This is a genomic window from Streptomyces sp. NPDC005302, from assembly GCF_040607345.1.
Taxonomy (GTDB): Bacteria; Actinomycetota; Actinomycetes; order Streptomycetales; family Streptomycetaceae; genus Streptomyces.
In genome coordinates this window covers 97,692-121,036 of record NZ_JBEXGN010000006.1, presented here as the reverse complement: position 1 = coordinate 121,036, position 23,345 = coordinate 97,692, and the positions used below count along the sequence as shown (strand labels likewise).

At 68.9% G+C, this 23,345-nt stretch carries 20 protein-coding genes and 1 tRNA gene; 19 read left to right on the top strand and 2 right to left on the bottom strand.

The features are described from left to right. The first annotated feature begins 40 nt into the window (after positions 1-40). The 8 genes from ABZT74_RS11200 (at position 41) to ABZT74_RS11165 (ending at position 6,987) form a co-directional block, all read left to right on the top strand. Positions 41-334: a hypothetical protein gene (locus ABZT74_RS11200; protein WP_356434160.1), complete on the top strand. Its 294-nt coding sequence runs from the start codon at positions 41-43 to the stop codon at positions 332-334. A gap of 5 nt (positions 335-339) precedes the next feature. Next, entirely contained in the window at positions 340-528 is a 189-nt protein-coding gene (locus ABZT74_RS11195) for a hypothetical protein (RefSeq protein WP_356434158.1), read from the top strand. Positions 529-539: 11 nt separating this feature from the next. Further along, entirely contained in the window at positions 540-1,142 is a 603-nt protein-coding gene (locus tag ABZT74_RS11190; protein WP_356434156.1) for a hypothetical protein, read from the top strand. 84 nt (positions 1,143-1,226) lie between these two features. Continuing rightward, a complete protein-coding gene (locus tag ABZT74_RS11185; RefSeq protein ID WP_356434154.1) occupies positions 1,227-2,495 on the top strand; it encodes a DNA cytosine methyltransferase in 1,269 nt (422 codons plus the stop codon). An 85-nt stretch (positions 2,496-2,580) separates the two neighbouring features. Further along, the gene (locus ABZT74_RS11180) at positions 2,581-3,507 is read left to right on the top strand and encodes a bifunctional DNA primase/polymerase (RefSeq protein WP_356434152.1); all 927 of its coding nucleotides are present in this window, start codon (positions 2,581-2,583) and stop codon (positions 3,505-3,507) included. Then, complete coding sequence (locus ABZT74_RS11175) at positions 3,504-5,042, top strand: YfjI family protein (RefSeq protein ID WP_356434150.1); 1,539 nt, start codon at positions 3,504-3,506, stop codon at positions 5,040-5,042. Before ABZT74_RS11180 ends, ABZT74_RS11175 begins: the two co-directional genes overlap by 4 nt. Positions 5,043-5,356: 314 nt before the next feature. After that, a complete protein-coding gene (locus ABZT74_RS11170) occupies positions 5,357-5,548 on the top strand; it encodes a helix-turn-helix domain-containing protein (RefSeq protein ID WP_355981502.1) in 192 nt (63 codons plus the stop codon). Continuing rightward, complete coding sequence (locus ABZT74_RS11165; RefSeq protein ID WP_356434147.1) at positions 5,545-6,987, top strand: tyrosine-type recombinase/integrase; 1,443 nt, start codon at positions 5,545-5,547, stop codon at positions 6,985-6,987. Before ABZT74_RS11170 ends, ABZT74_RS11165 begins: the two co-directional genes overlap by 4 nt. 38 nt (positions 6,988-7,025) lie before the next feature. Here ABZT74_RS11165 and ABZT74_RS11160 read toward each other — a convergent pair whose 3' ends face one another. Then, positions 7,026-8,018 (bottom strand): hypothetical protein, encoded by a 993-nt coding sequence (locus tag ABZT74_RS11160; RefSeq protein ID WP_356434145.1) that lies wholly within the window; start codon positions 8,016-8,018, stop codon positions 7,026-7,028. Positions 8,019-8,236: 218 nt separating this feature from the next. Continuing rightward, a tRNA-Arg gene (locus ABZT74_RS11155) sits at positions 8,237-8,308 on the bottom strand. A gap of 151 nt (positions 8,309-8,459) precedes the next feature. Between ABZT74_RS11155 and ABZT74_RS11150 the strand changes: the two genes are divergently transcribed. The 11 genes from ABZT74_RS11150 to prfA all read left to right on the top strand — a co-directional run bounded on the left by ABZT74_RS11150 (position 8,460) and on the right by prfA (position 23,295). Beyond that, entirely contained in the window at positions 8,460-8,972 is a 513-nt protein-coding gene (locus ABZT74_RS11150; RefSeq protein WP_356434143.1) for a response regulator, read from the top strand. Positions 8,973-9,637: 665 nt separating this feature from the next. Then, entirely contained in the window at positions 9,638-10,609 is a 972-nt protein-coding gene (gene nrtL / locus ABZT74_RS11145) for an ArgS-related anticodon-binding protein NrtL (RefSeq protein WP_356434141.1), read from the top strand. A 19-nt stretch (positions 10,610-10,628) separates the two neighbouring features. Next, a complete protein-coding gene (gene lysA / locus ABZT74_RS11140; protein ID WP_356434139.1) occupies positions 10,629-12,020 on the top strand; it encodes a diaminopimelate decarboxylase in 1,392 nt (463 codons plus the stop codon). 143 nt (positions 12,021-12,163) lie between these two features. Further along, a complete protein-coding gene (locus tag ABZT74_RS11135; RefSeq protein WP_355875791.1) occupies positions 12,164-13,456 on the top strand; it encodes a homoserine dehydrogenase in 1,293 nt (430 codons plus the stop codon). A 6-nt stretch (positions 13,457-13,462) separates the two neighbouring features. Then, entirely contained in the window at positions 13,463-14,521 is a 1,059-nt protein-coding gene (thrC, locus tag ABZT74_RS11130) for a threonine synthase (protein WP_355875788.1), read from the top strand. A 408-nt stretch (positions 14,522-14,929) separates the two neighbouring features. After that, positions 14,930-15,859: a homoserine kinase gene (gene thrB, locus ABZT74_RS11125; RefSeq protein ID WP_356166730.1), complete on the top strand. Its 930-nt coding sequence runs from the start codon at positions 14,930-14,932 to the stop codon at positions 15,857-15,859. 388 nt (positions 15,860-16,247) lie between these two features. Continuing rightward, complete coding sequence (gene rho / locus ABZT74_RS11120; protein ID WP_356166733.1) at positions 16,248-18,323, top strand: transcription termination factor Rho; 2,076 nt, start codon at positions 16,248-16,250, stop codon at positions 18,321-18,323. A 158-nt stretch (positions 18,324-18,481) separates the two neighbouring features. Then, positions 18,482-20,281 (top strand): trypsin-like serine protease, encoded by a 1,800-nt coding sequence (locus ABZT74_RS11115; protein WP_356434137.1) that lies wholly within the window; start codon positions 18,482-18,484, stop codon positions 20,279-20,281. Between the two features lie 210 nt (positions 20,282-20,491). After that, positions 20,492-21,631 (top strand): LCP family protein, encoded by a 1,140-nt coding sequence (locus tag ABZT74_RS11110; protein WP_356166738.1) that lies wholly within the window; start codon positions 20,492-20,494, stop codon positions 21,629-21,631. Between the two features lie 200 nt (positions 21,632-21,831). Further along, positions 21,832-22,053 (top strand): 50S ribosomal protein L31, encoded by a 222-nt coding sequence (gene rpmE / locus ABZT74_RS11105; RefSeq protein WP_355875773.1) that lies wholly within the window; start codon positions 21,832-21,834, stop codon positions 22,051-22,053. A gap of 165 nt (positions 22,054-22,218) precedes the next feature. After that, a complete protein-coding gene (gene prfA, locus ABZT74_RS11100) occupies positions 22,219-23,295 on the top strand; it encodes a peptide chain release factor 1 (protein WP_355875771.1) in 1,077 nt (358 codons plus the stop codon). Positions 23,296-23,345 lie beyond the last annotated feature (50 nt).

Below are 23,345 nucleotides of genomic sequence, written 5' to 3'. Positions count from 1 at the left end.
ACCTGCGAAAACGCCGGAAACCCCGCCTGGAAGGCACTCCATGACCCTCATCCTCCTTGCTGGCGCCTGCCTGCTCATCGTCACTCTCGGTTACATCGTCCTGTGTGTGGGCAGCCCGTACGGCGACTGCCGTAAGTGCCGCGGCTTCGGCTTCGCGATGAAGTCCGACCGCAAAGGCCGCGTCAAGCGCGGCAAGCCGTGCCGCCGCTGTAAGGGCCACGGCAAGCGCATACGCGTCGGACGCCACCTCTACAACCTGTGGCTGCGCCTCTACCGCGACGGCACCGACACCCCCGCCAAGAAGCCCGCGTTCAAGCCCGCCGCGAAGGGATGACCCCGATGGCCATCACCGTCTCGCTGGTCGCCCTGTTCGGGCTCGTCCTGTTCTTCCTGCTCCGCTCCAAGACCCTCGGCTACGGCTCCGCGTTCATCGCCATCATGTTCGGCTTCTACCTCGCCTCCACCGGCGCCTCCCAGCCGATGAACGACCTCACCACCGCCGTCGTCAACGCCATCGGCAACCTGTAGAGGAGCTGGCCATGAACGAACCGATCATTGCCCGACACTGGCTCGCCATCGTCGCACCCAAGGCAGCCCCTGCCATCGCCACTTCGACCGTGCTCACCCTCGGCAGGATCTGGAACGCCAACGGCGCCGAACACAGCGTCGGCAACGCCGCGTTGATGGTCGTGCTCGCCACCGGGGCCGCGACGGCCGGCGCTTTCGCGTCAGCCGGTCGCGCCGGAGACCGCCTGATCGCCGGAACCGCGTTCGCCGCCTCGGGCGGACTCGCCCTGGCCGGTGTCGCCGGATACGCGGACGGCATCTCACTGCCGCTCCTGCTGTGGGCCCTGGCTACCGCCGTCGCCTACGGACTCGCCGCCCGCTACTGGCGCACCGACCGCCGCGAACACATCGCACACGAGCGACACACCATCGACCGCCGCGAGACCCACGCGCACGTCGAACGAGTGGAAGCGCTGCGCGCCGGAGCACAGATCGAGGTGGCCCGCACCGGCGCCGCCTACGCCGAACAGCTCGCCACCGCACTCATCACCCGCGCCGCCCTGCCCGGCTTCAGCCCGCAGGCACTCACCGATGCGGGCCTGCCCGAACTGCCCGCCAACACCGAGCACCAGTAGCTGTGCCCGGGGCGGTCGCCTCTCGCCAAAGACCGCGACCGCCCCGGTTCTCCGTCCCTTCGCGTAAAACAGGAGACCCTCAGCATGACCAGTCCCACCACCGCGCCCCTAGAGGGCGGCAACGTCAGCTTCTGCACCGGTTCTGGCGCGCTGGACCAGGCCGTGAAAGCCGTCACCGGCCTGCCCACCGTCCTGGTCGGCGAGAAAGACCCGGCCGCCTCCCGGCTGCTGGCCGCCCGCCTGCCCCACGCCCGCAACCTCGGGGACATCACCGCGGTCGACTTCGCCGAACTCGCCGCTACCACGCCCCGCCCGGCGGCACTGACCGCCGGCTTCCCTTGCCAGGACATCTCCAACGCCGGACCTCGGGGAGGGATCGCCGGTGACCGCTCAGGACTCTGGAAAACCGTCGCCCACGCCATTCGCCACCTTCGACCCCGTGTCGTGTTCCTGGAGAACGTCGCCGCCATCCGCTCTCGGGGACTCGACGTCGTCGCCGCCGACCTGGCCGCGGTCGGGTACGACGCGCGGTGGATGTGCCTACGCGCTGGAGATCCCGAAGTCGGAGCCTGCCACCGCCGGGACCGCTGGTTCGCCGTCGCGTATCCCGCTGCTGAAGACCCCAACCTCACAACTCGGCAGGAACGGGGGACCGCAGCACCCGGACAAGCGCCGGGCGGGCGGGCACGGGCCCACGCTGGAGGACGAAGTGGTGTTCTTGCTTCCCCCGACGCACGGCTGACCCTGCTGCCCACCCCAGCCGCCGCCGACGGCACCGGCGGACCCGGTACCTCTCCCAAGCGGCGGGGCGGGATGAACCTGCGCACCGCCGTCACCCTGCTGCCCACCCCCGCGGCACGGGACTGGAAGTCCGGCGCCTCCCACCTGATCGGCGTCAACTCCCGCCCGCTGAACGAGGTAGTGGTGAACCTGCTGCCCACCCCCAAGGCATCCGACGGACCGCACGGCGGCCCCAACCAGCGCGACACCGCCGGGAACTGCTACCTGCCCGGCCAGGCCGTCCGCCACGACGGTCAGTGGGTGGCCACCAACGGCACCGACTACGGACCCGCCATCCGCCGCTGGGAGCAAGTCCTGGGACGCCCTGCGCCCGAGCCGACCGAGCCCGGGACCAAAGGGAACCGCCGGCTGTCCCCGGCGTTCGTGGAATGGATGATGGGCGCCGATCCCGGCTGGGTCACCGGCCCTGACCTGGGCCTGTCCCGCTCCGACCAGCTCAAGATCCTCGGCAACGGCGTCGTCATCCATCAGGCCGCGCTCGCCTACCGCACGCTTCTGGCCGCCGGCTCAGCCCCCGAAGCCACGACTCAGCTCACCCTCGACATCGCCTAAGCGTGCCCGGGGCGGTCGCCTCTCGCCAAAGACCGCGACCGCCCCGGTTCCTCTGTCCCTTCGCAGAAACAGGAGAACCCCCAGCATGACACCAACCTCCGTCCCGGCGCTGCTGTGCGCCGCCTTGGCCGCCGCTGAGCGCGGCTGGCCCGTCTTCCCCCTCCGCCCCGGAGACAAGCGGCCCGCCGGGCACCCCGAGCAGAACTGCCCCCGCACCGGCCGGTGCGCGGACGGCCACCGCATCCCCGAGCAGCGCGCCACCCGCGCCGCTGAGAACATCCGCGCGTGCTGGCAGCAAGCCCCCTACAACGTCGGCATCGCCACCGGCCCCGCCAACCTCGTGGTCATCGACCTCGACCTCCCCAAGGACGACAACGACACCGCGCCGCCCGAATGGGCGGGCCTGGCCGATGGTCTCGACGTGTTCGCCGTGCTGTGCGAACGGGCGGGGGAGCGGCTGCCCACGGAGACTTACACGGTGCGCACCCGCCGCGGCGGACAGCACCTGTACTTCACCGCCCCGGAGGGAAAGACGCTACGCAGCACGGGGGGCACCCTGGGGTGGAAGGTCGACACCCGGGCCTGGGGCGGGTACGTGGTTGCGGCCGGCAGTGCGGTCGGTGGCACCTCGTACGAGATCATTCACGACGCACCCCCGGCCCCCCTCCCTGCGTGGCTGGGTGACCTGCTCACCCCCGCACCCGCACCGGACCCGATGCCGCTTGCAGAGTTGTCCGCCCGGATGCGCAACGCCACCGCCTACAGCACCGCAGCGCTGCGCGGGGAGCTGGAAAAGGTGCTGTCCGCCCGTCAGGGCGGTCGTAATCGTGCTGTGTACTTCGCCGCGTACGCCCTCGCACGGATGATCCGCAACGGCGATCTCACCGAGGCAGCCGTCACCAGCGAGCTGACGAGCGCAGGGGAGTCCATCGGCCTGCCCGCTGGAGAGTGCCGGACCGCGATCCGCTCCGGACTCGTCCGCGGCGGCGCACTGGAGGCGAGTGCGGCATGAGCGCCGACCTGTGGGACGACGCATCGCCGCCCCCCGAAATGGATGACGCGGTGCTGCCGGTGTGGGACGAGCCCGTACCGCTCACCGGCAACCGGGTGCTGCGCGACTTCCCCTCGCACACCTTCCCGTCCTGGGTGAGGGAGTTCGTTGAGGCGGTCGCCGAGGAGACACAGACTCCGGTGGACCTCGCCGGATGCGTCGCCCTGTCGGTCCTGGCCACGGCGGCCGGCGGGAGGGCGGTTGTCCACATCCGGGGGAACTGGCGTGAGCCGACCAACCTGTTCACCGTCACCGCGCTTCCGCCGGCCAACCGGAAGTCCGCTGTCTTCGATCTGCTCACCGGCCCCATCTTCGAGGCCGAGAAGCAGCTCAAGACCGCGACCGCCCCGGCCATCGCAGAAGCGCAGATGACCGCGCGTATCGCCAAGGAAGCAGCCGAGCGCGCCGCGGCCAAGGCCGCATCCGCCGATGCCGGACAGCGGGACGCGCTCGTACAGACGGCCGTCGATATGGCGCAGACCGCCGAAGCGGTCGCCATCCCCGTAGAACCACAGTTGCTCGCGGACGACGCCACCGCTGAAACCGTCATCTCCCGCATGGCAGAGCAGGGTGGACGCATCTCCGTCATGAGCGCCGAGGGCGAGATTTTCGACATCATCGCCGGACGCTACTCAGGCACCCCCAACATGGGCCCCTTCCTCAAGGGCCATGCCGGGGACCGGTTGCGGGTGGACCGGCAGACTCGCAAGGAGTACATCGACCATCCCGCCCTGACCATGGGCCTGTGCGTGCAACCGCAAGTCCTCGACGACATCGGCCGTATCAAGGGCGGTCGTGGTCGCGGCCTGTTGGGACGCTTCCTGTACTCGCTGCCCGAATCCATGGTCGGGCGCCGTAAGTCCGCACCCGCCCCGATCCCCGCCGGCGCCCGCGAGATGTACACACAGCGGATCATCGACCTGACGCTGTTCCTGGCGGACTGGACGGACCCGGCGGTACTTCAGCTCACCCCTGACGCGGACGCAGCCCTGTTGGCCTTCCAGGACCGCGTGGAACCCAAACTCGCCGCGAGGGGAGGGGCGTTCGGACACATCAGCGACTGGGCAGGAAAGCTCGTCGGAGCGACCGCCCGTATCGCTGGGTTGCTACATCTGGCCGAACACGCCACGGACGCGCACACCCGACCCGTCACCGCGGAAACCGTGAGCGCGGCCATCGAACTAGGCGAGTACTTCGCCACCCATGCGCTGGCCGTCTTCGACCGGATGGGGGCCGATCCCACCGTAGCCCGCGCCACCACCGTCCTGGAGACCCTGCGCCAGCACGACGGGGCGGACATCAGCAAACGCGACCTGCTGATGAAACTCTCGCGCTCCGGGTTCGCCACCGTCGCCGACCTCGAACCCGCCCTCGGTCTCCTCGAAGACCACGGCTGGGTCCGCATCCAACCCGTCCAGCGCACCGGCGGACGAGGACGGCCCCCTTCCCCCCGCTACCTCATTCACCCCCGGCTGCACGGCGCGGCCACCGGCTGACCAGCCCGGACCGCGCCACAGAAACCACGCAATACACAAAAACCTGACAGCAAGCCCCTGACCAGCACCGGAACCCCCGAACAGGGGTTCCGAGCCGCTGCCACAGAAACAACCGGAAGTCCCACACAAATACCCCCGCCCTATTTCTGTGGGACTTCCAACCCTTTCTGTGGCAGCCCGCTCAGCCGTCCACCAAGCCACGTAACCGCAGGTCAAACGGCCGAACTCGGCTTTCTGCGTATTCCGTGGTTTCTGTGGCGGCCCTCAGACGCTCCGCTCCCCACCTGCCTTGCTCTCTCGCCCAAGGAGGCGTCGTGGCCCAGCCGCGCGACGAGATGTTGTCCATCCCCCAAGTCATCGAAGAGATCGGAGTACCGCGAGCGACGTTCTACCGCTGGCGGCAGTACAAGAAGGGCCCGAAGGCCATCAAACTCCCGAACGGCGCGGTGCGAATCCGGCGGTCCGAACTGAGCCGGTGGCTCCAGACGCTGGAGGAGAGCGCGTGACGAAGGGCATCGACAACGGGGCCGAGCAGAACAACCGCCTGGCCCCGGAGGGGTTTTCGCTCGATGTCCGCCTGTGGAAGGTATCCAAGGCCCAGAGCAAGACCCGTCCCCACCAACTCCGTTGGAAGGTCGGAGGGAGGGTCAGTAGTGCCACCTTTGCCACAGTGGCTCTCGCAGAGAGCCGCAGATCTGAACTGTGGCAGGCAATGCGCCGTGGCGAGGCATTCCGCATCACGGACGGCCTGCCTGAATCCGAGGTACGAGCCGAGGCCAATGCGGAGCAAGCCCGCGAGGAACTGCCCTGGTTTGCGTTCTGTCGCGAGTACATGGCGATGCGCTGGCCGACCGCCGCCGCCAAGACCCGTGAGGGTATCGCCGACGGGCTCGCCGCGGTGACGCTGGCCCTGGTGGAGCAGGAACAGAGAATGCCGTCACCGGAAGAGCTGCGTCTCGCCTTCCGGTGGGCGGTCATTCCCAAGAACGCCGACCTTGACCCGCCGGAGGAAATTGAAGACGCCTATAGGTGGATCTCCAAGAAATCGCTGCGCGTCTCCTCGCTGGAAGACCCGAAGATTCTTCGCGATGTCCAGTATCGGATCTCCTTCAAACTGGACGGCGCCCCTGCGGCGGGGGAGACCTCCCGTCGTCGCCGGCGCGCACTTAACACGGCAGTTGAATACGCCATCGAACGCAAGCTCCTGACGGAGAACCCACTCACTGCCATCAAGAGGGTAAAGAGTGCTTCATCGGACCGTGTGGACCCCCGCGTTCTCGTGAACAAGACGCAGGCTGCTCAACTCCTCGCCGCGGTCTCGTACGTCGGGACATGGGACCGCAAGAAGGGCCGGCGCCTGGTGGGCTTCTACGCAGTCATGTACTTCGGGGGGCTCCGCCCAAGCGAGGCTGTGGGGCTCAGGAAAGCTGATTGCTTCCTCCCGGAGAAGGGGTGGGGTGTGCTGACGCTTCGTGACACGCACCCTGTGTCGGGCAAGCAGTGGACAGACAGCGGAGAGCGCCACGACAAGCGCGGCCTGAAGTCGAGGGAGGCCAAGGAAGACCGACCGGTCCCGATCCCCCCACCGCTCGTGGCCATGCTCCGCGCCCACTTGACGGAGTTCGGCACGGCCAGGGACGGGCGGCTCTTCACGAATGAGCGGGGCGGCCTGGTGGGCAGCAGTACCTACTGGCGCGTGTGGCGGGACGCTCGGGAGTACGCGCTCTCGCCGGACCTTCAGGTGTCCATCCTCGGGGGGCGGCCGTACGACCTCCGGCACACCTGTATTACGACGTGGCTGAACGCCGGCGTGCCCGTGGCCGAGGTCGCCCGGCGCGTCGGCAACTCACCCGAGGTGATTCATCGCGTCTACGAAGGGTGTATCTACGGCCAAGAGGAAGCCATGAACAGGAAGATCGAACAGGAGTTGTCCTGGCCTGTGTGACCTGCCATTTATAGGTTAGAGGAGGGCGCAACAGTGAGCTACGGCTGAGGGGACCCATTGGTGAGCGGGCCGGTATGAAATGCCCTGCCCGTCTCATCCTCCCTCATCTCCATGTCAATCCAGCCGCCCTCTTGTGCTGCCTCCATAGCTTGGATTTCCTCGGGTGACGCTGGACCCACGGCAATAAAGTTCAGAACCTGTTGAATATTTTCCAGCAGTCCATTTGTCACGAGTGAGAGAGGTTGTTTTCCGATAGAGGTGTCTACCCTGACCTGCATGGCCATGGTGAATCCTCCTTTGAGTTCCTGTACTGGATCCAGGAAAGGGACTTCTACCACTAGTGCCCCGTCGGTGAAATCAGGGAATCGATAAGTCGCGCTTGGTGGCACGTTTCGGTTGGTAGCCTCTTCCGTCTCCCAGCTAACGCTGAAGTTTTGCTGAACTCCATGAGGGTCTACCGACACGTCAATGCTGGACCGATGTTTGTCCAAATTGTTGAGTTCGGTCAGGCAAATTAGCGGATCCTTATCGACTTCGCCGGGTGGTCGATTGAACGGCTGGAGCATCTCGATTCGTTCCGCGATTTCGTTGGGAACTGTTTGTAGCCGCTCTCGGCGGGTCCGCTCCCATTCGTCCCTATCCCGTACAACCGGAAACTGAAGCTGCTTAGGCTTCGGCGGTTGCGCTCCGTCGACATGTGCAAATTCCCAGACACATGCATCAAGAGCGCTGCGGAGCCCGTAGAGAAGGTCGCCCAGGATGAGAGACCATTCCTGGGTTGGTGGCGGTGTATGTAGGCGAAGGCGCATCTCGAATTTGAGGCGATCGGCAGAAAGTGAATTATCGGTGCTGACAGGGCGGCCTGCGATCCAGAGTGCGATTCGGGATTCAAGCTCTGCCCTGTGCTGAGCGGCGTGAGCCAATTTCAACAGTGGCCAGGACGACACGTCCTTGCCGAACTCCCACCGCTTGCCGAGACCTGGCGTTGGCGCGGTCTCCTCGTTGGCCTGATCGCTCACAGGAATTGTCATGCGGGAACGGTACGCCGGCCTACAGGGACGCGCTCCTGGTTTTGTCCCATACTCCACACGCTGGCGCTGCGGGCCCACGTGAGAGCAAGCTCTATCGCAGGTCTATCGCGATCAGTGCGCACCAACGACAAAGAGCGGGACCCAGTGAGACTGGGTCCCGCTCTTCATGCTTGGCATCTACGCTGGTCAACCGCATCATCGTGCTGGTTGAGGCGAAGTGCCCCCGGCAGGATTCGAACCTGCGCACACGGCTCCGGAGGCCGTTGCTCTATCCCCTGAGCTACGGGGGCGTGTCGGGCGCTTTGTGCGGCGACGGGTTGAACCTTACCAGCTCTTTCCGGGGTGATCGCCACCGGTTTTGGTGCCCGGCCGGGGCGCGTCGGGAGGCGTGGGGGAGGGGTGCCCGTTCGCGGAGGGTGGTCGAGACCGCACGGGGTGGAAGTGGGGAAAACCCGGACGCGGCGCCTCCCCCGGACCTACTCTCGAGTTGTGCCAGGCGCGTCCGGCCGGGTGCTTGTTGTGGACGACAACAAGGTCATCCGGCAGCTGATCAGGGTCAACCTCGAACTGGAGGGTCTCGAGGTCGTGACCGCCGCTGACGGTGCCGAATGTCTGGACGTCGTCCACCAGGTTCGGCCCGATGTCGTCACCCTCGACGTCGTGATGCCCCGCCTCGACGGACTGCGCACCGCCGCCCGCCTCCGCGCCGACCCCCGCACGCGGAACCTTCCGCTCGCCATCGTCAGCGCCTGTACTCAGTACGAGGTCGAGAGCGGTCTCGATGTCGGCGTCGACGCGTTCCTCGCCAAGCCCTTCGAACCCTCCGAACTCGTGCGGCTCGTCAAGCAGTTGGTGGAGCGCGGGCAGGCGATCGGCAATGACGGCGACGGGCTCGGTGGTGTCGCCGGCGAGGATGTCGACCGGGCCGAGCGCGCCGGCCGGACCGGGCACTGACGGCCCCAGCCCTCGAGGTCAGCATCCGCCTTGCGCAGGGCAGCTTCGCGTAGATGTCGATGCAGATGTAGACGTCGATGCAGATGTCGATGTCGACCGGGCCGAGCTCGCGTCGGCGGGACCGGGCACTGACGGCCCAGCCCTCGAGGTCAGCATCCGCCCTGCGCAGGACGCCCTCGCGTAGATCAGGACGCCCTCGCGTAGATGTGGGTGTAGATGGAGACGTCGTCCGTCCGGTCGAGCGCCTCGGCCGGACACGCACTGTCGGCCCAGCCCCCGGCGTCCGCATCAGCCACCCCCCGGTCCCCTGAGCCGCGTACTCCGGCAAGCCCCATGGCCCCTATGGCCCCCGCTGCCCCGCATGCCCTCCCCACGGCTTTCCCCGGGCTCTCCATCGACGCGTCTCCCCGACGGCGACGGCGACGTCCGAACTCAAGGCCCCCCGTCATCCAGTCATCCCGTCATCACCCCCTCCCCTCTACCCACCGCGTCCCCTTTCTCTACAGCCGTCGTCGCGTCCTCCCCATCGGCAACCTCGGCCGCCCCCCCCCCGGGCCCCCGGAACCCCCACCCCCGCACCCTCCCCCTCAAGCCCCCGTCCACATCCCGGACGATCCCCCAAACCGGGTCGCATTCCCACCCCCCTTCTCCCCTAGGCTTGTCCCGTGACCCCCGTCGAGCTCTCCCGTACCGTGCTGCGCGCGGTGCGTCGTGCTGTCGATGTGGGGGAGCTGAGCGTTTCCGTGCCGGTCAGTGTCGGGGTGAGTCCGCCCGGGCCCGGGGGGTGCGGGGACTATGCGACCAGCGTCGCTCTGCGGCTCGCGGGGCCCGCCGGTCTGCCGGCGCTCGAAGTCGCCGAGATCCTGAGGCCGCACATCGGGGACGATCCCGGTGTCGCCGACGTGACCGTCACCGGACCCGGTTTCCTCAACATCACCCTCGGGGGTGGAGCAGCCGCCGCTCTGGTGGACGAGGTGCTGACGCAGGGCGCGCGGTACGGGTACGGCGACACTCTCGCCGGACAGGTCGTCGAGCTGCGCGTCCCCTATGACACGCGTGCGGAGGTCGTCGCCGACACCCTCGTACGGATCGTCGCCACCCAGGGTGGACGGGCCGAGGTGCGGCACGCCGAGCCGGTGAACCTGCGGCCCGTTCCCGCCCCGGAGGATCCCGCCCCGCTCGGTGCTGACGCCTCTCGCTGGGCGCTGCTGTGCCCGGCGTCCCACGACCGGCCCCGGATCAGCGCCGACCACCTTCTCCAGCGCGAGAGCAATCCCCTCTTCCGGGTCCGTTACGCCCACGCCCGCACGCGGGCCCTGCGCAGGAACGCCGCCGCCCTCGGAATCGTCGGCCGCCCCGGCCATGACGTACATGGCGGAACCGACCTCCTCTCCGCGCTCGCCGAGTACCCCCACGCCCTTCGTCTCGCCGCCACGCACCGGGCGCCCGATCGGCTGGCTCGGCAGCTCGTCGTCGTCGCCGACGCTCTTCTGCTGTTCCAGCACCTCGTGCTGCCGCTCGGGGACGAGAAACCCTCGGCCGCCCACCGCGCCCGGCTCGCGCTCGCCGAAGCCGCCGGGACGGTGCTCGCCGGCGGCCTGTCCCTGCTCGGCATCAGCGCACCCGAATATCTCTGAAGCAGAAAGCCCTACCGACATGAGCCGTTCCGCACACCCCGCCGGGCCCCGTCACGCCGACGTCTTCACCGAGGGCCACTACAGCGCCCCGCCGGCCGACCTCAACGTCCTCGACCCGAAGGTGTGGTCGCACACCGTCTCTCGTACGGACGACGGGGTCGTGACCGTCGGCGGGCTCGAAGTCACCGCGCTCGCCGAGGAGTTCGGCACACCGGCGTACTTCGTCGACGAGGCGGACTTCCGGGAGCGGGCGCGGGCATGGCGTACCGCGTTCGGGCAGGAAGCCGACGTGTTCTACGCGGGCAAGGCCTTCCTGTCGCGGGCTGTCGTGCGGTGGCTGCACGAGGAGGGGCTCAACCTGGACGTCTGCTCCGGGGGTGAGCTGGCGACCGCGCTGTCCGCCGGGATGCCCGCCGACCGCATCGCCTTCCACGGCAACAACAAGTCGACCGCGGAGATCCACGCGGCCGTCGAGGCCGGGGTCGGGCGGATCGTGCTCGACTCCTTCCAGGAGATCGTGCGGGTCGCGCACATCGCGCAGTCGCTGGGCAGGCGGCAACGGGTGCAGATCCGGGTCACCGTCGGCGTCGAGGCGCACACGCACGAGTTCATCGCGACCGCGCACGAGGACCAGAAGTTCGGCATCGCGCTCGCCGACGGCCAGGCGGCCGAGGCGGTACGCCGGGCGCTGACGCTCGACGGCCTCGAACTCGTCGGGATCCACTCGCACATCGGCTCGCAGATCTTCGACATGGCCGGCTTCGAGGTCGCCGCGCGGCGGGTCGTCGGGCTGCTGGCCGCCGTCCGCGACGAGCACGGCATCGAACTGCCCGAGATCGACCTCGGCGGCGGCCTCGGCATCGCGTACACCAGCGACGACGACCCCCGTGAGCCGCACGAGATCGCCAAGGCGCTCGGCGAGATCGTCACGCGGGAGTGCGAGGCGGCCCGGCTCGCCACGCCGCGTATCTCCGTCGAGCCCGGGCGGGCCATCGTCGGGCCCACCGCGTTCACGCTGTACGAGGTCGGCACGATCAAGCCGCTCGAAGGGCTGCGGACCTACGTCTCCGTCGACGGCGGGATGTCCGACAACATCCGGACCGCGCTCTACGACGCCGAGTACAGCGTCGCGCTCGTCTCGCGCACCTCGGACGCCGAGCCGATGCTCGCGCGCGTGGTCGGCAAGCACTGCGAGAGCGGGGACATCGTCGTGAAGGACGCGTTCCTGCCCGCCGACCTGGCGCCGGGCGACCTCATCGCGGTGCCGGCGACCGGCGCGTACTGCCGGTCCATGGCCAGCAACTACAACCACGCGCTGCGCCCGCCCGTCGTCGCCGTGAAGGACGGCGCTGCCAAGGTGATTGTGCGCCGCGAGACGGAGGACGACCTGCTGCGCCTCGACGTCGGCTGACCGGATGAACCGGGTGGAAGATCTCCTGTCGCCACCTACCAGAAAAATGAAATAGACGTCTCACGATCCGGACGAAGGGTAGAAACTCCCGTCCGGTGAGTGAGACTGGTCCAACCGAAGACGGTATGAGGAAACGAGGTCGGATGATGCGTACGCGTCCGCTGAAGGTGGCGCTGCTGGGCTGCGGGGTTGTCGGCTCAGAGGTGGCGCGCATCATGACGACGCACGCCGACGACCTCGCCGCCCGCATCGGCGCCCCCGTCGAGCTGGCGGGCGTGGCCGTCCGCCGCCCCTCCAAGGTGCGCGAGGGCATCGACCCCGGCCTGGTCACCACCGACGCGACCGCCCTCGTCAAACGCGGCGACATCGACGTGGTCGTCGAGGTCATCGGCGGTATCGAGCCCGCCCGTACGCTCATCACCACCGCGTTCGAGCACGGCGCCTCCGTCGTCTCCGCGAACAAGGCGCTGCTCGCCCAGGACGGCGCGGCGCTGCACGCGGCCGCGGAGCAGAACGGCCGGGACCTCTACTACGAGGCCGCCGTCGCCGGTGCCATCCCGCTGATCCGTCCGCTGCGCGAGTCCCTCGCCGGCGACAAGATCAACCGGGTGATGGGCATCGTCAACGGCACGACCAACTTCATCCTCGACAAGATGGACTCGACCGGGGCCGGCTACCAGGAGGCCCTGGACGAGGCCACCGCCCTCGGGTACGCCGAGGCCGACCCGACCGCCGACGTCGAGGGCTTCGACGCCGCTGCGAAGGCCGCCATCCTCGCCGGGATCGCCTTCCACACGCGCGTGCGCCTCGACGACGTCTACCGCGAGGGCATGACCGAGGTCACCGCCTCCGACTTCGCCTCGGCGCGGGGGATGGGCTGCACCATCAAGCTGCTCGCCATCTGCGAGCGGGCCGCGGACGGCGGGTCCGTGACGGCGCGCGTGCATCCCGCGATGATCCCGCTGACCCACCCGCTCGCCTCCGTGCGCGGCGCGTACAACGCCGTGTTCGTCGAGGCCGAGGCCGCCGGCCAGCTGATGTTCTACGGGCCCGGCGCGGGCGGCGCCCCGACCGCCTCCGCGGTCCTCGGCGACCTGGTGGCCGTCTGCCGCAACCGGCTCGGCGGTGCGACCGGGCCCGGCGACTCGGCGTACACGCAGCTGCCCGTCTCGCCCATGGGCGAGGTCGTCACGCGCTACCACATCAGCCTGGACGTGGCCGACAAGCCGGGTGTCCTCGCCCAGGTGGCCACCGTCTTCGCCGAGCACGGGGTGTCCATCGACACCGTGCGCCAGTCCGGCAAGGACGGCGAGGCCTCCCTCGTCGTCGTCACCCATCGTGCGTCCGACGCGTCCCTCGACGGGACCGTCGAGGCGTTGCGCGGCCTCGACACCGTGCGGGGCGTCGCCAGCATCATGCGGGTTGAAGGAGAGTAACCAGCAATGACCCACCAGTGGCGCGGAATCATCGAGGAGTACCGGGACCGGCTGCCGGTATCCGACAGCACGGAGGTCGTGTCGCTCCGCGAGGGCGGTACGCCGCTCGTGCCCGCGCAGGTGCTCTCCGAGCGCACCGGCTGCGAGGTCCACCTCAAGGTGGAGGGTGCCAACCCGACCGGTTCCTTCAAGGACCGCGGGATGACCATGGCGATCACACGGGCGAAGGAGGAGGGCGCGAAGGCGGTCATCTGCGCCTCCACCGGCAACACGTCGGCGAGCGCCGCCGCCTACGCCGTGCGCGCCGGGATGGTCTGTGCCGTCCTCGTACCCCAGGGCAAGATCGCGCTCGGCAAGATGGGCCAGGCCCTCGTGCACGGCGCCAAGATCCTCCAGGTCGACGGCAACTTCGACGACTGCCTGACGCTGGCGCGCTCGCTGTCCGACAACTACCCGGTGGCGCTGGTCAATTCGGTCAACCCGGTGCGCATCGAGGGTCAGAAGACGGCCGCCTTCGAGATCGTCGACATGCTCGGCGACGCGCCCGACATCCACGTCCTTCCGGTGGGCAACGCGGGCAACATCACCGCGTACTGGAAGGGGTACACCGAGTACGCCACCGACGGCATCGCCCGGCGCACCCCGCGCATGTGGGGGTTCCAGGCGTCCGGCTCCGCGCCCATCGTGCGCGGCGAGGTCGTCAAGGACCCGTCGACGATCGCCACCGCGATCCGGATCGGCAACCCGGCCTCGTGGAAGTTCGCGCTCGCCGCGCGGGACGAGTCGGGCGGCTTCATCGACGAGGTGACGGACCGTGAGATCCTGCGCGCCTACCGGCTGTTGGCCGCTCAGGAGGGTGTCTTCGTCGAGCCCGCGTCGGCCGCGTCCGTCGCCGGTCTGCTGAAGGCGGCTGAACAGGGCAAGGTCGACCCGGGTCAGCGCATCGTCTGCACCGTCACGGGCAACGGCCTGAAGGACCCCGACTGGGCGGTCGCGGGTGCTCCGCAGCCGGTCACCGTCCCCGTGGACGCGGCGACGGCGGCGGAGCGGCTCGGTCTGGCGTAGCGCGGGCGATCCCGTCTGGCGTAAAGCCGCCAGGCACAAACCCGCCAGGCGGGGCCCCGCGACCCCGCCGACCACGCCCTTCGGGGTGTAGAGCTCGGGGGAAGCAGGCGGAAAACCGTCAGAAGCCGACGAAAACCGGCCGCTCGACGGACCGCTTCGAGGGCCGTTCGGGCGGTGACCCGACGGGGGGTGCACAGGGGGCTTACGACACGCATCGTGCGCCTCCCGTGCGCCCTATGTCGCCGCGGAACCTTCCTTCGATAGGCTGTACCTAACCCGCCCGCCGCATATGCCGCGGCGCCGTGACGTCCCCGCGGCCTCCGGGTCCCCGTGCCCGTCTGCCGCAGTTCCTCCCGCAGTTCATCGAAAACCTCGTACATCACGCAGCTCAAGGAGAGTCATCGAGCGATGGCCGGTCCAGCGTTCCGTGCCGCCGCCGTCCGGGTGCGCGTCCCCGCCACCAGTGCCAACCTCGGCCCGGGCTTCGACGCCTTCGGCCTGTCACTGGGGCTCTACGACGACGTGGTCGTCCGGGTGGCGGACTCCGGGTTGCACATCGACATCGCAGGTGAGGGCAGTGAGACGCTGCCGCGCGACGAGAGTCATCTCCTCGTACGTTCCCTGCGCACCGCCTTCGACCTGCTGGGCGGCCAGCCGCGCGGACTGGAGATCGTCTGCGCCAACCGCATCCCGCACGGCCGCGGTCTCGGCTCCTCCTCCGCCGCCATCTGCGCCGGCATCGTCGCCGCCCGCGCGGTGACGATAGGCGGGGACTCCCGGCTCGACGACACCGCGCTCCTCGAGCTCGCGACCGAGATCGAGGGACACCCCGACAACGTCGCCGCCTGTCTGCTCGGCGGTTTCACGCTCTCCTGGATGGAGTCCGGCGCTGCCCGGGCGATCAGGATGGAGCCCACCGATTCCATCGTTCCGGTGGTTTTCGTACCCGGAAAGCCCGTCCTCACGGAGACCGCGCGGGGTCTGCTGCCGCGCACCGTTCCGCATGTCGACGCCGCCGCGAACGCGGGCCGCGCGGCACTGCTCGTCGAGGCCCTGACCCGGCGTCCGGAGTTGCTGCTGCCCGCGACCGAGGACCGGCTGCACCAGGATTACCGGGCACCCGCGATGCCGGAGAGCGCGGCGCTCGTGGACCGTCTGCGCGCCGACGGCATCCCCGCGGTGATCTCCGGAGCGGGCCCCACGGTGCTCGCTCTCGCGGACCGCGCCTCGGCCGACAAGGTCGCTGATCTCGCAGGTCAGGGGTGGGCTGCGAACCGACTGGACCTCGACGCGCAGGGGGCGTGCGTGCTGCCGCTCGCACCTGTCGGCGTCAGTTGACGACGCACGGTTGCGGGATTTCGAGAGGGGGAATGTTTGTTGGATCCGGTAGTGTTAACCTCAAGTCTGCACCCGACCCCACCATGGCGAGGTGCTTCGCGTCCCCGTCCGGGACACCCATTCTTCCGGGAGCCTCCCAAACTGCTTTGTGCCTTGCATTGGGTGCTATGCGCTGAGCAGTGCTGAGCACGCTCCGGAACCGGCGAGACCATGCCGATGACACCGCAATTCAGTGCCTCGGCTCCGGAATCGTCATCACCAGATATGTCTTCCGCCGCTTTGGCGGACCACCGCCCCGGCACGGTCCACACAGCAAGGACCAAAGCCGGACAGCACAACCGGTCGCCGAGCCAGACAGGCCGACGTCCGCTCCAGGGAAGGACCCTTCGTGAGCGACACCACCGATCTGATGGGCGCACGTGTCGAGGAGACCGCTGCCGCGCCCGCCACGGACGCCTCCGCGCCTGCCACCGGTGCCGGCTCCAGGCGACGCCGCGGTACCGGCCTCGACGGCATGGTGCTGGCCGAGCTGCAGCAGGTCGCATCCGGCCTCGGGATCAGGGGCACGGCGCGTATGCGCAAGAGCCAGCTGATCGAGGTCATCAAGGAGGCGCAGGCGGGAGGCGGTGCTCCGGCCAAGGCGGCGTCCGCCGACGCGGCCACGGAAACCAAGCCGAAGCGCCGCACCACCTCGAAGGCGCGTACGGGTGACGAGGCCGACGCTCCGGCCGAGAAGAAGGCAGAGAAGGTCGCCGCCGAGAAGGCCGTGGCCCAGCAGCAGATCGAGATTCCCGGCCAGCCGGCCGGCGGCCCCGCCCGTTCGGGCGACACCGAGCGTGCGGGCGACGACGCCCCCGCCGAGCGCCGCCGTCGCCGTGCCACCGCCGACGCGGGCAGCCCCGAGACCGTCGTCGCCGAGGCGAAGGGCGACACGCAGACCCTCGACACCGACGGCGCCGAGGGTCGCCGCGAGCGCCGTGACCGCCGTGACCGCGACCGGGGCGGCCGTGACCGCGACCGCCGCGGCGGCAAGGGTGACGAGCAGCAGGGCGGCCAGGGTGGTCAGGGCGGCCAGGACCGTCAGCAGCAGGGTGGCGGACAGCGCCAGGACCGGCAGGACCGTCAGCAGGGCGGCGGACAGCGCCAGGACCGGCAGGACCGCCAGGACCGTCAGCAGCCGCGTGACAACGGACCGCGTGACAACGGCCCGCAGGACGACGACGACTTCGAGGGCGGACGCCGCGGCCGGCGCGGACGCTACCGCGACCGCCGTGGGCGTCGTGGGCGTGACGAGATCGCCGAGCCGCAGGTCGCCGACGACGACGTGCTGATCCCCGTCGCGGGCATCCTCGACATCCTCGACAACTACGCGTTCATCCGGACGTCGGGCTACCTGCCCGGCCCCAACGACGTGTACGTCTCCCTCGCCCAGGTCCGCAAGAACGGCCTGCGCAAGGGTGACCACGTCACCGGCGCCGTCCGTCAGCCCAAGGACGGCGAGCGCCGCGAGAAGTTCAACGCGCTGGTCCGCCTCGACTCCGCGAACGGCATGGCGGCCGAATCCGGCCGCGGGCGCCCGGAGTTCAACAAGCTGACGCCGCTCTACCCGCAGGACCGCCTCCGTCTGGAGACGGACCCGGGCGTGCTGACGACGCGGATCATCGACCTCGTCGCACCGATCGGCAAGGGACAGCGCGGTCTGATCGTGGCCCCGCCGAAGACCGGCAAGACCATGATCCTGCAGGCGATCGCCAACGCGATCACCATCAACAACCCCGAGTGCCACCTGATGGTCGTCCTGGTCGACGAGCGTCCGGAAGAGGTCACCGACATGCAGCGGTCGGTGAAGGGCGAGGTCATCTCCTCGACCTTCGACCGTCCCGCCGAGGACCACACCACGGTCGCCGAGCTCGCCATCGAGCGTGCTAAGCGTCTGGTGGAGCTGGGCCACGACGTCGTCGTGCTGCTCGACTCGATCACCCGTCTGGGCCGTGCGTACAACCTGGCGGCGCCGGCCTCCGGCCGCATCCTGTCCGGTGGTGTCGACTCGACCGCGCTCTACCCGCCGAAGCGGTTCTTCGGTGCGGCGCGCAACATCGAGGACGGCGGCTCGCTGACGATCCTGGCCACCGCGCTGGTCGACACCGGCTCGCGCATGGACGAGGTCATCTTCGAGGAGTTCAAGGGCACCGGCAACGCCGAGCTCAAGCTCGACCGCAAGCTCGCCGACAAGCGCATCTTCCCCGCGGTGGACGTCGACGCGTCCGGTACCCGTAAGGAAGAGATCCTGCTCGGCAGCGACGAGCTCGCCATCACCTGGAAGCTGCGCCGCGTGCTCCACGCGCTCGACCAGCAGCAGGCGATCGAGCTGCTGCTCGACAAAATGAAGCAGACGAAGTCGAACGCGGAGTTCCTGCTCCAGATCCAGAAGACCACGCCGTCGCCGGGCAACGGCAACGACTGAGGTCCTCCGGGCCAGTAGCACCAGGGCCGCCCCCGTCACGCGAGTGACGGGGGCGGCCCTTTGCGCTGATGGGGACACATGTACGATCGCGCCCTTGAACGTCTGCTGAAGCAGATCTGAACTCTTGACTCTGAGGGGGGACTTGAGTGGACACACCCATGTCTGGAGGCGGTCGTCACAGACGCCGCATACGGATAGCCGTCCCGGTCGCCGCGGCCGGCCTCGCCGCCGCCGTCGCGGGCGCGCTCCTGATGTCGTCGGCGAACGCGTCCGGCACCTCGACGCCGCCCACCCCGACGGTGCGCCCCGCCGCCGCGGTCGCCGGGCCGTCCCAGGCGGTCCTGAAGCAGCGCGTCGCGGGCGCCGTCGCCGGTGACGACACCGCGGGCCAGGCGAGCGCCAAGACCTCGCTGAGCGCCGGTACGACCGCGACGCAGATCGACCCGAAGATCATCGGCGGTACCACGACCACCATCTCCACGGCCCCGTGGATGGCGCAGCTCTGGTACTTCGACGACAAGGGCACCAGCACCACGAGCGACGACCTCGGCTTCTTCTGCGGCGGTTCCGTCGTGTCGCCGACGAAGATCCTCACCGCCGCGCACTGCGTCAAGGGATACGACTGGAAGGCCAACGGCGCCGTCGTCACCGGGACCTCCCAGCTGGCGAGCGGCAGCACCCTGCCGCAAGGAGCCACGGTCAGCGCTCCCTGGCGCCAGTGGAACCACCCGTCGTACAACTCGACGACCATCGACAACGACATCGCGGTCATCACGCTGGCGAACCCCGTCTCCGCCAAGCCGATCCGCATGACGACGTCCGGCGACACCGCCTCCTACGCCTCCGGCACCAAGGCGACGCTCTACGGCTGGGGCCGCACCACCTCCACCACCGAGGACATCTCCGAGACGCTGAAGACGGCCACGCTGCCGGTCAACTCGGACACCACCTGCAAGAGCGCCTACGGCAGCGAGTTCGTGGCGGGCCACATGGTCTGCGCGGGCACCAAGGCGACGGGCACCGACACCGGCACCACCACGGCCTGCAACGGCGACTCCGGCGGTCCGCTGATCGTCAACAGCCGCATCGTGGGTGTCGTCTCCTGGGGCGTCAAGGACTGCGTCGCGAAGGGCGCGTACAGCGTCTTCTCCAAGGTCAGCACCTACGTCGGTGCCGCCTGGCCGCGCGTCGAGGACACCAACCTCAGCGGCGACAGCAGGGCCGACCTGTGGCTGCGCAGCGCGTCCAGCAAGACCGGGTACCAGAAGGACTCGAACGGCACCTCGTTCGCCACACGCGCGTCCTGGGGCGACTGGGACGGCGTCAACGTCGTGCTCCAGAGCGACCTGAACCGGGACGGCTACCAGGACCTCGTGGTCCGCGACAGCCACAGCGGCGACGTCTACTGGTCCCACTTCCTCCCGGCGACCGGCAAGTGGGCCACCGACAAGATCTTCAGCTCCTGGGGAACCCGCCTGCGCGTCATCGCCCCCGGCGACCTCACCGGCGACGGCATGCCCGACATCCTCTCCGTCGACTCCTCCGGAAAGCTCTGGGAGTACCCCGGCAACGGCAAGGGCACCTTCCCCTCGCGAGTCCAGGTCGGCACCGGCTGGGACCAGTACAACTCCGTACGCGGACATGGGGACTTCACCGGTGACGGCAAGGCCGACCTGATCGCGCGCAGCAAGTCCGGCTCGTACGTCTACCTCTACAAGGGGACCGGCAAGACGGGCAGCGGTGCCTTCTCCAGCCGCATCAAGGTGCGCACCTGGAGCAGCTACAACGCCTTCGACGCCGTCGGTGACGTGACCGGCGACGGCAAGGCCGACTTCCTGGCCCGCACCTCCGGCGGCACGCTCTACCTGTACCCGGGGACCGGAAAGGCCACCAGCGAGATCTTTGCCACAAGGGTCTCGGTCGGTACCGGTTTCGATCAGTACGACATCTTCGGCTGAAATCGCAGGTGAGCGGGTTTTCACCCGGCCTCACCGGTGACGCTCTGTGCCCATCGAGCCACATGGTGGGCACAGAGCGTTGTGCAACCCTTTCCCGAGTTTCCCCGTCTGACCGTACGGAGTGACCATGGAGCGGTACGCCTCGTCACGACCAGATGGGCCTAGCCCTGAAAGCAGGGGGTAACCGACCGCAAAGGGACTGAGGAGCACATGCCTGCCGAGAGCACACCGGAGCCCGAGATACCGGGAGAACCGGGCAAGAGCGGCCCGCGCCGTGGCGCGAAGGGCCGCCGCCGCAAGGCGCGCAGCACACGGAGCAGGGCCCTGCTCATCACGGCCTGGAGCGCCGCGGGCATCCTCGTGCTCGGCGGCACCGGAGCCGGCTACCTGTACTTCAAGCTCAACGGCAACATCAAGAGCGTCGACATCAACCAGGCGCTCGGCACCGACCGGCCCACGAAGGTCGACAACGGCTCCGAGAACATCCTGGTCCTCGGCTCGGACACCCGTGCCGGCGGCAACAAGAAGCTGGGCGGCGGCACCGACGACGGCAGCGCCCGCTCCGACACCGCGATGATCATCCACGTGTACAAGGGCCACAAGAAGGCCAGCGTGGTCTCCATCCCGCGCGACACCCTGGTCGACCGGCCGTCCTGCACCGACACGCACGGCACCACCCACGACGCGGCCTCCGGCGTGATGTTCAACTCCGCCTACTCCACCGGCGGCGCCACCTGCGCGGTGAAGACCGTCGAGTCCGTCACCGGCATCCGCATGGACCACTACGTCGAGGTCGACTTCACCGGCTTCCAGAAGCTGATCGACGACCTCGGCGGCGTCTCGGTCACCACGACCAAGAGCATCAAGGACCCCGACAGCCACCTGAACCTGAAGGCCGGCACGCACACCCTCGACGGTGAGCAGGCGCTCGGTCTGGTGCGCACCCGGCACGGCGTCGGCGACGGCTCCGACCTCGGCCGCATCCAGCTCCAGCAGGCCTTCATCAAGGCGCTCGTCGACCGGATCAAGCACCTCGGGGTGCTGTCCAACCCGAAGAAGCTGTACGACCTCGCCGACACCGCCACCAAGACGGTCACCACCGACTCCGACCTCGGCAGGGTCACCGACCTCGCGTCCTTCGCCAACGGCCTCAAGGGCATCAGCTCGTCGCACATGAACATGGTGACGATGCCGGTCCAGTACGACAGCGCCGACGCCAACCGCGTCCTGGTCGACAAGGACAAGGCGGCGCTGGTCTGGAAGGCGCTCAAGAGCGACCAGCCGATCCCGAAGGCGGCCACCGACGGCACCGCCACCGGCTCCGCGAAGAACGTCGTCAGCTCCGGCTGAGCCCCCACAGGGCGCCCTCCGGCCCCGGCCCCCCTGCTCGCGGGGGCCCGGGCCGGCCTGCCGGCGCCCGGGGAATAGATCATCGCCTCCCCCCGTTTTGGGGGATACGGCCAGTGCTGGCAGACTGGTACGTCGGCCCCGGTTCACGCACCCGCATCCCGCGGCGGCGACCCGGAGCCCTCCCGAAACTAGGAGACACCTTGAAGCGCGACATCCACCCCGAGTACGTCGACACCCAGGTCAGCTGCACCTGTGGCGCGTCGTTCACCACGCGGAGCACCATCGACTCCGGCACCATCCGTGCCGAGGTCTGCTCCGAGTGCCACCCGTTCTACACGGGCAAGCAGAAGATCCTCGACACCGGTGGCCGCGTGGCCCGCTTCGAGGCCCGCTTCGGCAAGGCTGCCGCTGCCAACAAGTAGCGAGCCCACAGCGCCGGTCTTCGGCGTCCCCGGCACGGGGGCGCCGGGACCGGCGCTTTGCGGTGCAGCCCTTTCCCCGGGCTCCGGCGACGCCGGAACCAGGGGCCCCCATGCCGTACCCCACGTCCCCGAGCCCATGACGGGGACAGTCCATTGGAGCCGGAGATGTTCGAGGCGGTCGAGGAACTGATCGGTGAGCACGCCGATCTGGAGAAGAAGCTCGCTGACCCGTCGGTCCACGCCGACCAGGCCAACGCGCGCAAGCTCAACAAGCGCTACGCCGAGCTGACCCCGATCGTCGCGACGTACCGCTCCTGGAAGCAGACCGGGGACGACATCGGCACGGCGAAGGAGTTCGCCGCCGACGACCCCGACTTCGCCGCCGAGGTCAAGGACCTGGAGAAGCAGCGCGAGCAGCTCACCGAGAAGCTCCGCCTGCTGCTGGTCCCGCGTGACCCGAGCGACGACAAGGACGTCATCCTGGAGATCAAGGCGGGCGCCGGCGGCGACGAGTCCGCCCTGTTCGCCGGTGACCTCCTGCGCATGTACCTGCGCTACGCCGAGCGCGTCGGCTGGAAGACCGAGATCATCGACTCCACCGAGTCCGAGCTCGGCGGCTACAAGGACGTCCAGGTCGCCGTGAAGACCAAGGGCGGCCAGGGTGCCACCGAGCCCGGCCAGGGCGTCTGGGCCCGCCTCAAGTACGAGGGCGGCGTGCACCGCGTGCAGCGCGTGCCCTCCACCGAGTCGCAGGGCCGCATCCACACCTCCGCCGCCGGCGTGCTCGTCACGCCCGAGGCCGAGGAGGTCGACGTCGAGATCCACGCGAACGACCTGCGGATCGACGTCTACCGCTCCTCCGGCCCCGGCGGCCAGTCCGTCAACACCACCGACTCCGCCGTGCGCATCACGCACATTCCGACCGGAGTCGTCGCTTCCTGCCAGAACGAGAAGAGCCAGCTGCAGAACAAGGAGCAGGCGATGCGTATCCTGCGCTCCAGGCTCCTCGCGGCGGCCCAGGAAGAAGCGGAACGGGAGGCCGCGGACGTCCGCCGCAGTCAGGTCCGTACCGTCGACCGTTCCGAGAAGATCCGTACGTACAACTTCCCGGAGAATCGCATCTCGGACCACCGCGTCGGCTTCAAGGCGTACAACTTGGACCAGGTCCTGGACGGCGACCTCGACACGATGATCCAGGCCTGCGTCGACGCGGACTCGGCAGCCAAGCTCGCCGCCGCGTAAGAAGCTCACGACAACAGCTCAGCCCCGGAGGACCAGCGTGCAGCAACATT

What these genes read in the sequence shown, in the direction of transcription:
- ABZT74_RS11200 (WP_356434160.1), top strand. Translation starts at nt 41, where the DNA reads ATGACCCTCATCCTCCTTGCTGGCGCCTGCCTGCTCATCGTCACTCTC.
- ABZT74_RS11195 (WP_356434158.1), top strand. Translation starts at nt 340, where the DNA reads ATGGCCATCACCGTCTCGCTGGTCGCCCTGTTCGGGCTCGTCCTGTTC.
- ABZT74_RS11190 (WP_356434156.1), top strand. Translation starts at nt 540, where the DNA reads ATGAACGAACCGATCATTGCCCGACACTGGCTCGCCATCGTCGCACCC.
- ABZT74_RS11185 (WP_356434154.1), top strand. Translation starts at nt 1,227, where the DNA reads ATGACCAGTCCCACCACCGCGCCCCTAGAGGGCGGCAACGTCAGCTTC.
- ABZT74_RS11180 (WP_356434152.1), top strand. Translation starts at nt 2,581, where the DNA reads ATGACACCAACCTCCGTCCCGGCGCTGCTGTGCGCCGCCTTGGCCGCC.
- ABZT74_RS11175 (WP_356434150.1), top strand. Translation starts at nt 3,504, where the DNA reads ATGAGCGCCGACCTGTGGGACGACGCATCGCCGCCCCCCGAAATGGAT.
- ABZT74_RS11160 (WP_356434145.1), bottom strand. Translation starts at nt 8,018, where the DNA reads ATGACAATTCCTGTGAGCGATCAGGCCAACGAGGAGACCGCGCCAACG.
- lysA (WP_356434139.1), top strand. Translation starts at nt 10,629, where the DNA reads ATGAGCCGTTCCGCACACCCCGCCGGGCCCCGTCACGCCGACGTCTTC.
- ABZT74_RS11135 (WP_355875791.1), top strand. Translation starts at nt 12,164, where the DNA reads ATGATGCGTACGCGTCCGCTGAAGGTGGCGCTGCTGGGCTGCGGGGTT.
- thrC (WP_355875788.1), top strand. Translation starts at nt 13,463, where the DNA reads ATGACCCACCAGTGGCGCGGAATCATCGAGGAGTACCGGGACCGGCTG.
- thrB (WP_356166730.1), top strand. Translation starts at nt 14,930, where the DNA reads ATGGCCGGTCCAGCGTTCCGTGCCGCCGCCGTCCGGGTGCGCGTCCCC.
- ABZT74_RS11115 (WP_356434137.1), top strand. Translation starts at nt 18,482, where the DNA reads ATGTCTGGAGGCGGTCGTCACAGACGCCGCATACGGATAGCCGTCCCG.
- ABZT74_RS11110 (WP_356166738.1), top strand. Translation starts at nt 20,492, where the DNA reads ATGCCTGCCGAGAGCACACCGGAGCCCGAGATACCGGGAGAACCGGGC.
- prfA (WP_355875771.1), top strand. Translation starts at nt 22,219, where the DNA reads ATGTTCGAGGCGGTCGAGGAACTGATCGGTGAGCACGCCGATCTGGAG.